This window comes from Roseateles sp. P2_H4 (assembly GCF_056403315.1).
Window position 1 is genome coordinate 44,229 of sequence record NZ_JBFUFR010000040.1, and the last position, 12,909, is coordinate 57,137.

The 12,909-nt window shown below is 69.0% G+C and carries 11 protein-coding genes; 6 read left to right on the plus strand and 5 right to left on the minus strand.

Annotated features, from left to right (window positions below):
- Window positions 1-47 precede the first annotated feature (47 nt).
- Window positions 48-1,472, plus strand: a complete 1,425-nt coding sequence (gene pdxR / locus AC1DW3_RS24565) for a MocR-like pyridoxine biosynthesis transcription factor PdxR (RefSeq protein WP_477935833.1) — start codon at window positions 48-50, stop codon at window positions 1,470-1,472.
- Here the strand turns inward: pdxR and AC1DW3_RS24570 are convergent.
- Both AC1DW3_RS24570 and AC1DW3_RS24575 read right to left on the minus strand, forming a co-directional pair.
- A complete protein-coding gene (locus AC1DW3_RS24570) occupies window positions 1,469-2,851 on the minus strand; it encodes a sensor histidine kinase (protein ID WP_477935835.1) in 1,383 nt (460 codons plus the stop codon). The genes pdxR and AC1DW3_RS24570 overlap by 4 nt on opposite strands.
- The gene (locus AC1DW3_RS24575; RefSeq protein WP_477935837.1) at window positions 2,848-3,507 is read right to left on the minus strand and encodes a response regulator transcription factor; all 660 of its coding nucleotides are present in this window, start codon (window positions 3,505-3,507) and stop codon (window positions 2,848-2,850) included. Before AC1DW3_RS24575 ends, AC1DW3_RS24570 begins: the two co-directional genes overlap by 4 nt.
- Window positions 3,508-3,583: 76 nt before the next feature.
- Here AC1DW3_RS24575 and AC1DW3_RS24580 point away from each other — a divergent pair, with 76 nt between their 5' ends.
- Window positions 3,584-4,828 carry an ABC transporter substrate-binding protein gene (locus AC1DW3_RS24580; RefSeq protein ID WP_477935839.1) on the plus strand — a complete coding sequence of 415 codons (1,245 nt, stop codon included), beginning with the start codon at window positions 3,584-3,586 and terminating at the stop codon, window positions 4,826-4,828.
- Window positions 4,825-5,886, plus strand: a complete 1,062-nt coding sequence (locus tag AC1DW3_RS24585; protein WP_477935841.1) for an ABC transporter ATP-binding protein — start codon at window positions 4,825-4,827, stop codon at window positions 5,884-5,886. Before AC1DW3_RS24580 ends, AC1DW3_RS24585 begins: the two co-directional genes overlap by 4 nt.
- A gap of 7 nt (window positions 5,887-5,893) precedes the next feature.
- Here AC1DW3_RS24585 and AC1DW3_RS24590 read toward each other — a convergent pair whose 3' ends face one another.
- Complete coding sequence (locus AC1DW3_RS24590) at window positions 5,894-7,411, minus strand: hypothetical protein (RefSeq protein ID WP_477935843.1); 1,518 nt, start codon at window positions 7,409-7,411, stop codon at window positions 5,894-5,896.
- A 166-nt stretch (window positions 7,412-7,577) separates the two neighbouring features.
- Here AC1DW3_RS24590 and AC1DW3_RS24595 point away from each other — a divergent pair, with 166 nt between their 5' ends.
- From AC1DW3_RS24595 to AC1DW3_RS24605, 3 genes are all read left to right on the plus strand, one after another.
- Window positions 7,578-8,270 (plus strand): energy transducer TonB, encoded by a 693-nt coding sequence (locus AC1DW3_RS24595; RefSeq protein WP_477935845.1) that lies wholly within the window; start codon window positions 7,578-7,580, stop codon window positions 8,268-8,270.
- A 177-nt stretch (window positions 8,271-8,447) separates the two neighbouring features.
- Window positions 8,448-10,118 carry a GH39 family glycosyl hydrolase gene (locus tag AC1DW3_RS24600; protein WP_477935847.1) on the plus strand — a complete coding sequence of 557 codons (1,671 nt, stop codon included), beginning with the start codon at window positions 8,448-8,450 and terminating at the stop codon, window positions 10,116-10,118.
- 4 nt (window positions 10,119-10,122) lie between these two features.
- Entirely contained in the window at window positions 10,123-11,568 is a 1,446-nt protein-coding gene (locus AC1DW3_RS24605) for a c-type cytochrome (protein WP_477935849.1), read from the plus strand.
- Here AC1DW3_RS24605 and AC1DW3_RS24610 read toward each other — a convergent pair.
- Window positions 11,522-12,067, minus strand: coding sequence for a hypothetical protein (locus tag AC1DW3_RS24610; RefSeq protein ID WP_477935851.1), 546 nt, complete (start codon window positions 12,065-12,067; stop codon window positions 11,522-11,524). The two genes, AC1DW3_RS24605 and AC1DW3_RS24610, sit on opposite strands and share 47 nt — an antisense overlap.
- 2 nt (window positions 12,068-12,069) lie before the next feature.
- On the minus strand, window positions 12,070-12,909 hold an 840-nt coding region (locus tag AC1DW3_RS24615; protein ID WP_477935853.1), incomplete at its 5' end, for a glycoside hydrolase family 16 protein.

A 12,909-nucleotide genomic window follows, 5' to 3' on the forward strand; every position in this document is an offset into this window, starting at 1 on the left:
GCAGTCCAATCCCGACCAAATCAACCAGTCCACCGCCGTCCCGTCGCATGGATCTCCACATCGTCATCGACCGCGACCAGCCGCTGGGCGAGCAGCTGCTGCGCCAGCTGCGCGGCCTGATCCGCAGCGGGCGGCTGGCCACCGGCGCCCAGCTGCCGCCGACGCGCCTGCTGGCCGAGCAACTGGGCCTGGCGCGCCAGACCGTGGCCGAGGCCTATGAGCGGCTGACGCTGGAGCAGCTCATCGAGGCGCGGCGCGGGCGCGGCAGCTTTGTGCGAGCGCTGCCGGCGGCCGAGGCCGAACGGCCCGTGGCAACCACCGTGCGCCTCGCCAGCGCCGAACGCATCGCCGCCTTCCAGGCCCTGCCGGTGCCGCTGCTGCGCTTTGCCGACAACCCGCTGGCGCGCTGGGATTTCATCGGCGGCTCGCCCGAGCCCGCCCTCTTCCCGCACGAGGACTGGCGGCGCCACCTGCACGCGGCGCAGCGCCAGCTCGGCCAGGGCGGCGCGCATGCCCCGCCGGCCGGGCTGGCCGCGCTGCGCGAGGCGATTGCCGAACACCTGGCCTATGCCCGCGGCGTGCGCTGCTCGGCGGCGGATGTCATCGTCACGCAGGGCGCGCAACAGGCGTTTGACCTGCTCATCCGCGTGCTGGTCGGGCCGGGCGATGTGGCGGCCATCGAGTCGCCAGGCTACCCGCCCATCATCGGGCTGCTGCAGGCGCAGGGCGCGCGCATTGCGCCCGTGCCGGTGGACGAACAGGGGCTGGTGACCGACGCGCTGCCGCCCGACGCCAAGCTCGTCTACACGACGCCGGCCCACCAGTTCCCGCTGGGCGTGGCGATGAGCGCGTCGCGGCGGCGCGCGCTGCTGGCCCGGGCCGCGCGCACCGGCGCCGTCGTCATCGAGGACGACTACGACAGCGAGTTCCGCTTCGAAGGCCAGCCGCGCGACAGCCTGCAGGGGCTGGACACGGACGGCCGCGTGGCCTTTGTCGGCAGCTTTTCCAAGACGCTGGCGCCGTCGCTGCGGCTGGGCTATGTCATCGCGCCGCCGGCCTTGCGCGACGCCCTCTTGCACGCCAAGCACCTGACGGACGTGCACGGCCCCAGCCTGCTGCAGAACGTGCTGGCCCGCTTCATGGCCGAGGGCAACTACCGCAAGCACTTGCGCCGCTGCGTGGCCGAGTACGCGCTGCGGCGCGAGCGACTGATGGCGGGCTTTGCCGGGCCACTGGCGCCGTGGCTGACGCTGCTGCCCGCGGAGGCTGGCTTCCACCAGGCGGCGCTGTTCAAGCCGGGCGTTGCCATCGACGCACCGCAGCTCGCGGCGCTGGCGCGCCGGGTGGATGTCGGCCTGTATCCGCTGCAGGCATTTGCGGCCGGGCGGGATGGCTTGCTGATGGGCTTTGGGCGCGTCCCGCCCGAGGGCATAGCCGAGGCACTGGGCCGCGTCGCCGAGCTGCTGGCCTAAGCCGCCGGCAACGTCAGCCGCGCGATGCAGCCCTGTGGCGCCGCCGGCAGCAGCTCGGCGCTGCCGCCATGGCGCTCGGCAATCTCGCGGACGATGGCCAGGCCCAGGCCGCAGCCCTCGCCGGTCGTCGCGCCGCGCACGAAACGCTCGAAGGCGCGCTCGCGCAGCTCGGGCGCGAGGCCGGGGCCGTTGTCTTCGACGTCCAGCCACACGTCGTCCCCCGCGCGGCGCAGCTTGACGGTAATGGCCGCACCCCGGCCGGCATAGCGCACCGCGTTGTCGATCAGGTTGACCAGGGCCTCGCGCAGCAGCAGCTCAACGCCCTGCACTTGCAAGCCCTCGTTGACGATGTCCACGCCCAGGTCGCAACCCGCGGCCAGCGCGCGCGGCACGCTCTCCGTCGTCACCTCGTGCACCAGCCGGTCGCAGTCCACGGTCGCCCAGCCTTGAGCCGCGACCGCCTCGGGCTCGGCGCGGGCCAGCACCAGCAGCTGCGACACCAGCCGTGCGCCACGCACGGCGCTCTCGTGCACGCGCTCCAGGCGCTGGCGCAGGGCCGGGTCGGTGTTGGCCTCCAGCGCCAGCTCGGTCTGGCTCTTCAGCCCGGCCAGCGGCGTGCGCAGCTGATGCGCCGCGTCGCTGATGAAACGGCGCTGCGTGGCCAGGCTGTGCTGCACCTGGCCGAGCAACTCGTTGACGGCGCCGGCCAGCGCGCTGACCTCGGGCGGCGCGGCGCGCAGCTGCACCGGGTCCAGCGCATCGGCGCGCCGGCCTTCCACCTGCTGCTGCAGTTCGGCCAGCGCCTTGAGCCCCTTGCGGATGCCGGCCCACACCACCATGCTCATCAGCGCGATCAGCAGCGACAGCGGCAGCGCCGTGTCCAGCAGCATGCGCCGCGCCAGCAGATCACGCGGCGCGCTGGAGCGGGCGATCTGCACGCGCAGCGCCGAGTCCGCCGCGCCGGCCGCACCCAGGTGCAGGTCCAGCGACACGACGCGCATCGCCTCGGGCACGGTGGCGTCGTAGAACAGCGGCTCGTTCAGCGCCGGCAGCCCCGGCGGCGGCGGCATGCGCGCGTCGCCCAGCAGCAATTGGCCCGGCGGCGAGCTGACCATGTACATGACCCGGTCGTCGGGGTCGGCAGCCAGGATGTCCTGGGCCGAGCGCGGCAGGTCGACGAAGAGGCCGCTGGCGGTGGGCTTGATCTGGCGCGCCAGCGCGCGGGCGGCCTGCAGCAGGCTGGCGTCGACCAGCTCGTCGGCATGGCGGGTGGCGAGGCGGTAGGCCCCGAAGGCGGCGACGAGCCACAGCACGATCTGCGGCAGCAGCAGCCACAGCAGCAGTTGCCGGTGCAGGGAACGACCGGCCGGCGCGCTCACGGTGACGCGGTGGCTTCGAGCAGATAGCCCAGGCCGCGCACGGTGCGCACGGCCAGGCCCGAGCCTTCGAGCTTCTTGCGCAGGCGGTGGATGTAGACCTCGATGGAACCGCCCTCGTCGGCACCCCAGGCGTCGACGATCTGCTGCTTGGTGACGACGCGGTCGCGCTCGGTCAGCAGCAGGTCCAGCAGCGTCCACTCGCGCGGGCTCAACTCCAGCGCCTCACCGCCGATGCTGGCGCGGCGTGCGGCGCGGTCAACGCTGAGGCGGCGCAGCTGCTGGGTCTGCGAGGCCGGCCGGCCGCGGCGCAGCAGGGCATGCAGGCGGGCCTCCAGCTCGGGGAAGTCGAAGGGCTTGGTGAGGTAGTCATCGGCACCGGCCTGCAGGCCGGCGACGCGGTGCTCCAGCGCGTCCAGCGCCGTCAGCACCAGGATGGGCAGGGTGCGGCCGGCCTCGCGCACGCGCTTGAGCACCGTGAGGCCATCCACCAGCGGCAGGCCGAGGTCGAGGATGGCGACGTCGAAATCCTGCTTGCGCAGCAGGTACTCGGCCACGGCGCCGTTCTCGGCCCACTCGACCTTGAACGAGGCGTTCAACAACTGCTGCTGCAGCGCGTCGGCCAGCAGGGGGTCGTCTTCGGCGAGCAGCAGGTTCATGGGCCGGACTTTAGTCGCGCAGAGCCTCATGGTTAATACGATATTAAGTTTCTTAATTGTCGGTAATGATGCCGGCATGCTGCGCGCTTTGCTCCGTGTCGCCCCTGCCTTGCTTGCCGCCACGGCCCAGGCCGGTACGCCAACGGACGTCGTGCATTGGTGGACCTCGCCCGGCGAGATCGCCGCCAAGCAGGCCCTCGCCGAGTCCTATCGCGCCGCCGGCGGCCAATGGCGCGAACTGGGCGTCGGGGCTTCGGAGCAGGCCCGCACGGTCGTTTTCGCGCGCATCGCCGCGGGCAACCCGCCGCTGGCCGCACAGTTCAACCCTTCCCGGGCGCTGGCGCGGCTGGCGCGCGAAGGCCGGCTCAACGCCATCGACGACGTGGCGGCCCAGGGCCGCTGGGCCGAGGTGCTGCCCGCCGTGCTGCTGGACGCCGTGAAGGTGGACGGCCATGTCTATGCCGCCCCCGTCAGCATCCACATGCCGATATGGCTGTGGAGCTCCAAGGCGGCGCTGGCCAAGGCCGGCGTCAAGGCCGAGCCGCGCAGCATGGACGAGCTCTTCGCCACGCTGGACAGGCTGCAGGCCGCCGGCCTGATCCCGCTGGCCCATGGCGGCCAGCCCTGGCAGGACTTGAACCTCTTCATCGCGCTGCTGGCCAACCAGGGCGGGCGCGACCTGTATCTGGCCGTGCTGCGCAACCGCGATGCGACGGCCGTGCAGGGCGGCGCGTTGCGCCAGGTGCTGTTGAGCTACAAGAAGCTGCGCCGCTATGTCGACCCCGCCTCCCCCGGGCGCAGCTGGGCCGACACGACAGCCCTGCTCGTCAGCGGCCGCGCCGGCCTGCAGTTCATGGGTGACTGGTCCAAGGGCGAGTTCACGCAGGCCGGCCAGCAGCCGGGCCGCGACTTCGGCTGCATGCCCGGCCTGGGCCCGCGCTCGCCCTATATCGTCAGCGGCGACGTGCTCGTCTTCCCGAAGGACAAGGACGGCAGCGCCCGGCCCGCTCAAGCCTTGCTCGCCCGCGCGGCGACGGCGCCCACCACCCAGCTGGCCTTCAGCGCCCGCAAGGGCTCGGTGCCGGTGCGCACCGACATCGACACCCGCACGCTGGACGCCTGCGCCCAGGCCGGCGCCGCCGCCCTGCGCGATGCCGGCCGGCTGGTGGGCAACACCGAATTGCTGCTCGCGCCCGAGCAATTGACGGCGCTCGAACGTGCCGTCAGCGACTATTGGAACCGCGACATCCCCGTGCAGACGGTGCAGCAGACCCTCGCCAAGATCTTGCAAGACAACACAGACAACAGGAGACAGCCTTGACCCGCGTACACATCCAGGACCTCAGCATCCGCTTCGGCAACCACGAGGTCATCAAGGGTCTGGACCTCGACGTCAACAGCGGCGAGTTCCTCGTGCTGCTCGGCCCCTCGGGCTGCGGCAAGTCGACGCTGCTGCACACCATCGCGGGGCTCAACCAGGTCAGCGGCGGCAGCATCCACATCGGCGAGCAGGACATGACGCGCGCCGAGCCCAGCCAGCGCGGCGTCGGCATGGTGTTCCAGAGCTATGCGCTGTACCCGACGATGACGGTGAAGGAGAACCTCGCCTTCCCGCTGAAGATGGCCAAGACGCCCAAGGCCGAGCTGGAAAAGCGTGTCGCCGCGGCCGCCGACATGCTGCAGCTGACCGCGCTGCTGGAGCGCCGCCCCGGCCAGCTCTCCGGCGGCCAGCGCCAGCGCGTCGCCATCGGCCGCGCCGTCGTGCGCGAGGCCAAGGTGCTGCTGCTGGACGAGCCGCTGTCCAACCTCGACGCCAAGCTGCGCACCGACCTGCGCCGCGAGCTCAAGCTGCTGCACAGCCGCCTGGGCAACACCATGATCTATGTGACCCATGACCAGGTCGAGGCGATGACGCTGGCGACGCGCATCGTCGTCATGCACCAGGGCGTCATCCAGCAGATCGGCACGCCGGCCGAGGTCTACGAGAAGCCGAAGAACCTGCGCGTGGCGGGCTTCGTGGGCTCGCCGGCCATCAACCGTGTCGAAGGCCAGGTGGGCGAAGGCGGTGTGTTCGCGTCTCCCGCCTTCAGCGTGCCGCTGCCCGCCGTGCTCGCGGCGCGCCCGCAAGGCGAGGTGCTGACGCTGGCCATCCGGCCGGAGAACGTTCGCGTCGGTGCCGGCGAGTCCTTCGAGGCCGAGGTCCAACTCGTCGAGCCGCTGGGCAACCAGCATGTCGTCTGGCTGAGCTGTGCCGGCTCGACCATCTCCGCCGTGTTGCCGGGTCAACCGGAAGTGCAGGAAGGCGCCAAGGTGCGCTTGGGCTTCGATGCCGGCAAGACGATGTGGTTCGACGCGGCCGGAGACCGCATCGAGGTGTGAGGGTCTGTTAACGCGTCGGGATCGAGAACCGGTAGTCCAGCCCCAGCGCCAGGTTGTCGGCCTTGAACCGGCCGCCGCCAGCGCTGCGCGCCTCGATGCGGCCGACGCTGAAGTTCAGCGCCAGGCGTTCATCCAGCAGCCAGCGCACACCCGCACTGGCCTTGGCGGACTTGCCGTGCACATTGGCGCCAGCCATCAGCTGGCCGAAGGCCTGCAGGCGCTCACCGGGCCCCGCCAGCGTCTGCACGCCCAGGCCGCCGAGGATTTCGGCATAGCCCGGGTAGCCCAGGTAGGCGTTGTAGGCCGCCGAGGCCTGCAGCGGCAGATACCAGCGCTGGCCAACGGGGATGTCGAGCTGCAGGCCCAGCATCTGCACGGAGGGGCGGTCGGTCTCCCGGTAGCTCAGGTGCAGGTCCGTCTGGTGCAGCACCGACAGGCGCAGGCCCTGGTAGCGGGCCGGATCGGTCGCCTCGGCGCTGCGACCGGAACGCAGATGATGCGTCAGGCTCAGGCCCCAGGTCTGGTTGCGCGAACTGCCCTTGGGCGCCGTCATATAGCCCAGCGACAACGCCAGCCCCAGGTCGCGCGTCAGCGAATATTCGGCGGCCAGCCTGGGATACACGAGCAGGCCGGAGCTGGTGTCGATCACATCCGACGAATAGCCCCCCGAACCGAAACCGAGCTGCCCGTACAGCGTGAGTTCGGGCGTGAGGCGCCAGCGCTGGCCCACGCCGCCCAACAGCTGGTTGTACAGCGGCAGGCCGCTGTAGCCCATGCCGAGAGCGGCGAACCAATAGCTGTCGGCGGCGAAGAAATGGGCGTACTGCAGGTCGGCCAGCCGCACCGTGTTCCTGTTCGAACCCTGGGGATCCTGCTGCCGATAGTTGTCCAGGGACAGCGTCAACATGTTCTCGCCCATCTCCAGCCCGGCGCGGCGATCGTCCGCGGCCGGCAAGGGCTGGCCGTGGCCGGAGAACGGCCCCGTGAGGTAGCTGAAGGGCACCTCCAGCAGCAGGCTGGCCTGGGTACCGTCGATGATGGCCTGGCGGAACTTCAGCCGCGAGACGGTGGCGCCCAAGGTGAACTCGCCGAAGTCATAGCCGAGGCCGGCATAGCCCTTGGCAAAGCCGCCGCTGCCCGACAGCAGCTTGCTGTGCTCGACGCTGCGCCCGCCGCCGCCACCGCCGGCCGACAGGCCCGCCATCGCGAATACCGGCCCGGCCAACGGGCGCCTGAAGTGCAGACCCAGGTCCGCGGCCACGAAGCCGCCATAGGCACCCCTGACAAGCGGCGCATAGAAGCCGCCGCCCACATAGACGCCGTCGAGCAGCTTGCGGTAGGCGTGAAAGCCCAGCAGGTCGATGGACTGGTCGCCTGGCACCTTGACGGTCTGGTATTCCAGCGTCAGCAGCGCGTCATTGCGGCGCAGCTCGGTGGGTTCGGCCGGGGGCTGCGCCTGTGCGGCGGCGCACAGCGCGATGCCGAGGCTGGCAAGGGTGAAGAGGCGCAACGGGAGACGAAACATGCGAGGCGGCGTGAACGGCCGGGCATGCTCTCACGGACTGCGCCTCGTCCAGCGCCACGCGGACTGTGAGCTTGGGGGTGCCGCCGGCACGCGGCTTGCATGGGTCAACCACCCGAAGTTGTCACGAAGACCTGCTGCAATCGGCGCCCCGCCGCTCGACACCGCCATGCCCGAACGCTCTAACCTTTCAAGCCTGCTGACCGCGCTGGCCCTGGCGCTGCCCCTGCTGGCCGCCGCCCAGACCAGCCCGCCTCCCCTGACCGCTGCCGAGCGCGCACAGCGCGAGGCCGACCGCGTGTTCAGCGTCATCAAGTTCCACACCATCCGCAGCAAGCCGGCGGCCGAAACGACCAGCAAGCCGGCGCGCGCGCCTGCGCCCGCCGCACATCGCCCCGCGCCGAGCCCGGTCAACGCCACGGCGCCGGCTGCCGAGCCCACCGAGACCAACCCCGTCGTCAGCACGGGCGCGGCGCAAGCCAGCCCCCTGACCGCGGCCACCTCGCCCACGCCTGCTGCCGCCCCGTCGGTTCCAGATCAGGCCGATGAGCCGGCCGGCGCAGCGCCGACGATGGAGCCGGCGCCGGAAGCGGATGAACCGGAGGAGGTGCCGCTGCGCATGCAGAACTTCGTGGCCCCGGTCCTCACGCCTGCGGTGCAGGCCACGCTGGGCGCTGGCACGCGGCATATCCGGGTGCGGCTCACGGTCGAGGCCGACGGCACGGTCCGGCAGGCGGAGGCCGCGGCCAATGTGCCGCGCCGCCTGGCCAAGCCCGCAACCGACGCCATCCTGCAATGGCGGTTCGCGCCGCTGCCTCAGGCGCGCACGGCCGACGTCGAGATCGCCTTCCTGCGCGACTGACGCAGCGTTCATTGCAGCGCCGATATCCATTTCGGCATCGAAGCGCTTGGAAAAGTGACTGGCTTTCCAGCGGCGTCCACGCCTATCGTCCGCGCTCGGTGTGCAGGCACATCGATATTCGCGATGCCTTGGGTGATATCTCGGCAACGCCACCCCAAGCACAACGATAGAAGAGACATGAAAACCCATATTCTTTCGGCCTGCCTGCTGCTCGCCTCAACGCTTTGTTTTTCCCAAACCCCGAGCGTCAATTTGCAGGTCGACTTGAATATCGACAAGGGGCCGCTCAAGCCGATGTGGGCCTGGTTCGGCTATGACGAGCCGAATTACACCTATATGAAGGACGGCAAGAAGCTGCTGACCGAACTGGCTGCCCTCAGCCCGGTACCCGTGTATGTCCGCGCCCACAATCTGATGACCTCGGGCGATGGCACGGCGGCGCTCAAATGGGGTTCGACCGGCATGTACAGCGAGGATTCAAACGGCAAGCCGATCTATAACTGGACGATCGTCGACAAGATTTTCGACAGCTATATTGAACGCGGCATGAAACCGCTGGCCCAGATCGGCTTCATGCCGGAGGCGCTTTCGGTAAAACCCCAGCCCTATCAGCACCACTGGGCGCCGGGCACGCCCTATCCGGAAATCATGACCGGCTGGGCCTACCCGCCGAGCGACTACCAGAAGTGGTCGGAGCTGATCTATCAGTGGGTCAGGCACAGCGTCGAGCGCTACGGCCAGAAGGAAGTGGAAAGCTGGTATTGGGAGCTTTGGAATGAACCCGACGGCTTCTATCTGATCGCGCCGAATGTCGAGCAGGAATACTTCAAGATGTACGACTACGCCGCCGACGCGGTGAAACGCGCCCTGCCGACCGCGCGCATGGGCGGCCCGCACACGGCCCATGGCGGCAAGTTCTTCGATCACTTCATCCAGCATTGCCTGAACGACACGAACCACGCCACCGGTGCAAAAGGCGCGCCCGTCGATTTCCTGGCCTATCACGCCAAGGGGCGGCCGACGGTGGTCAATGGCGTGGTGCAGATGAGCATGAAGACGCATTTCAAGAATCTCGATGACGGCATGGCCATCGTGGCGTCCTACCCTCAGCTCAAGGGGATTCCCGTCATCATCGGAGAATCCGACCCGGAAGGTTGCGCGGCCTGCGGCATGGCTACCAACCCGGAAAATGCCTATCGCAACGGCACCCYGTATGCCAGCTACACGGCGGCATCGATCGCACGCGAATACGACCTGGCTGCCGCCCGCGAGGTGAATCTGCTCGGCGTGGTGAACTGGTCGTTCGAGTTTGAAGACCAGCCCTGGTTTGCCGGCTTTCGCGATCTGGCCACCAACGGCGTGGACAAACCCGTGCTGAATGTGTTTCGCATGCTGGGCATGATGACGGGCAACCGGGTTGGCGTCGCGGGCGACGGGGCCTACGACGCCGCGTCCATCCTCAAGTCAGGCGTGCTGGGCGAGCGCACCGACATCAATGCGCTGGCGGCAAAGAGCGGCAAGGGTGCGACCGTGCTGGTCTGGAATTACCACGACAAGGACATCATCGACGCCGGGTCGCCGGTCGGCATCACCATCAAGGGCATCCGTGCCAAGAAGGTGGTGGTGACGCACTACCGCATCGACCAGGAACACAGCAATTCCTACGCGGCCTGGAAAAAGATGGGCTCGCCCGCCGCCCCCAGTCCGGCACAGATTGCAGAGCTGGAGAAGAGCAGCAAGCTCGCGACCCTCGGCCGCCCCCAGACGCTGCCGGTCCGCGACCAGCAGGTGGTCGTCAACATGCAACTGCCACGGCAGGCGGTGTCCTTCATCCAGCTGAGCTATTGACCTCATGGCCAAAGCATTCGCACTGAAGGAGCTGCTGCCGTTGCTGCTGCTCGGTGCCCTGGGCGCCCGAGCCGCACAGGGCGTCGACGGCGCCAGCATCTATGCCCAGCACTGCGCGCAATGCCATGGCGCCAACCGTGAAGGCGGCATCGGCCCCAACCTGACGGGCGCAAGCTGGAGCAAGGTCCAGCCCGGCAAGGAAAGCCTGGCCAGCTTCATTGCCCAGGGCTCCAGCGACGGCCGCATGCCGGGATGGAGCAAGCGCCTGACGTCCCAGCAGATAGGCGCCGTGGCTGGCCATCTGCTGACGCCGCCGCGCGCGAAACGCGGGGCGCCCACCGTCGGCGCCGCGGCCGACCCCTATCCGGAATTGAAGGACTTCCGCCTGCCGGTCGGCTTCTCGATCGCCGTCTACAGCGACAAGGTGCCGAGTGCACGCGGCATGGCCGTGGCGGATTCCGGCATCGTCTACGTCGCGTCGCGCACGACCGGCAAGGTGTTCGCGCTGGTCGACGGCACCGGCAAACACGTGGCCGACCAGGTCGTGACCGTGGCCAGCGGCCTGGACTCGCCCATCGGCCTGACGCTGCTGAACGGCTCGCTGTTCGTGTCCGAGCGCTTCCGCGTGGTGCGCTTCGACGACATCGCCCACAGCTACGACAAGTCGCCGCCCTTGCACGTGGTGAAGGACGACTTCCCCAAGGATGCCTGGCACGGGGAGAAGATCATCAAGGCCGGTCCGGACGGCAAGCTCTATGTCCCCATCGGCGCGCCATGCAACAGCTGCGACCGGGAGAACGAGCCGCACGCCAAGATCCATCGCATGAACCCCGACGGCACGCAGTTCGAGGTCTATGCGCGCGGCGTGCGGAATTCGGTCGGCTTCGGCTGGCACCCGCTGACGCGGGAGTTCTGGTTCACCGACAACGGGCGCGACATGCTGGGCGACAACATGCCCTCCGACAAGCTCAACCATGCGCCGAAGCCGGGCATGCACTTTGGCTTTCCCTACTGCCAGGGCGGCGTGCTGCCGGACCCGGAGTTCCAGGCCGGCCGGCAGTGCAGCGAATTCACCGAACCGGCCGCCAAGCTGGGCCCGCATGTGGCCTCACTGGGGCTGCATTTCTACACCGGTCAGCAGTTTCCGCAGGCCTACAGCAACCAGCTCTTCATCGCCGAGCACGGCTCATGGAACCGCAGCCAGAAGATCGGCTACCGCGTCGCGCTGATCACCTTGTACGGCGACAAGGTGGTCAGCGACACCGTCTTCGTGGAAGGCTTTCTGCAGCGCGAAAAGGTGGTCGGCCGGCCAGTGGACATCGCGCAGCTGCCTGACGGCTCGATGCTCATCTCCGACGACTTTGCCGGGCGCATCTATCGCGTCAGCTACCAGGCGCCTGCCGTCACTGCTGCGGCGCCGAAGCCGCCGGCGCCGGCTGCGCCCAGGTGAACCCCTCGATGCCCTTGGCGAAGGCGTCCATCGTCTCCTTGTAGGGGCTGTCGTTCGGCCCCTTGAGCAGCACGATGAGGCGGTTGCCGCCCTTCACGGCCACATAGCTGACCGCGCGCAGGCCGTTCGGCAGCTTGCCCTCGTAACGGCCGCCTTCGACGCCGCCTATCGAGGCCGGCTTGGCGGCATCGCGGGTCAGCTTCTTGTCGAAAGGGTTGCCGATCTTGACCGCGCCGTCCAGCGCGTCATAGGGCTTGGCCGGGTCGGGCTCGGCGAAGTTCCACACGACGATGAAGATGGCCTTGGGATCGTCGGTGCGCGAGTAGACGGCCAGGCCCATGGGGTTGCCCGCCTTGTCGGGCTTCTCCTCGCGATTCACCTCGGACACGCCTTCGGGGGCGATGAAGCTGCCGAAGGCTGTCTTCACTTCACCCGCTTGCGCGGCCGCCGCGCAGAGCAGGACGGCGCTCAGGGTCAGGGCGGGAAGCAGACGGCGCATGATCAGTCCTCCTTGTAGATCCTGACCCAGTCGACCAACATCCGCGCCGGCAGCGGCGTCGTCGCATCCGGTGCACCGGGCCAGTCGCCGCCGATGGCCAGGTTGAGGATGACGAAATAGGGCTTCTCGAACACCCAGGTGCCGCCGGCCGGCAGCAAGGCCGGAGTCAGGCGGTGGAAGTCGACGCCGTCGACCTGCCAGATGATTTCGTTGGGCCGCTTGATGATGGTGTAGGTGTGGAAGTCATCCGCCACCGGCTTGCCGAAGTCGCGCGGCTTGCCAATACCCTGGGCGCCCGAATAGCCCGGGCCATGCAGCGTGCCGTAGGTGGTGTTCGGCGTCTTGCCGATGAACTCCATGATGTCGATCTCGCCCGACTTGGGCCAGCCGGCCGTCGCGAGGTCGGTGCCCAGGGCCCAGAACGCCGGCCAGATGCCCTGGCCCGAGGGCAGCTTCATGCGCGCCTCGACCTTGCCGTAGGTGAAGCCGACCTTGCCGTTGGTGTGGATGCGGGCCGAGGTGTATTCGCAGGGCTTGCCGTTCCAGCAGGGTCCGGGGTTGCTGGCCTTCTCGGCGGTGATGACGAGCATGCCGTTGCCGTCCGTCTGCGCATTGCGGGCGCTGGACGTGTAGTACTCGTACTCGTGGTTGCCCCAGCCATCGGCCTCCTTGTTGCCGAGGTCGTAGTTCCAGTTCGCGGCCTTGGGCACGGTGCCGGCGGCATCGTCGAACTCGTCGCTCCAGACCAGGCTCCATTTGTTGGACGGCGCAGGCGTCGGGGCGGGCGCAGGGGCCGGAGCCGGTGCGGGAGTCGGCGCGGCCGGTGCCGCCGTGGCCGAGCC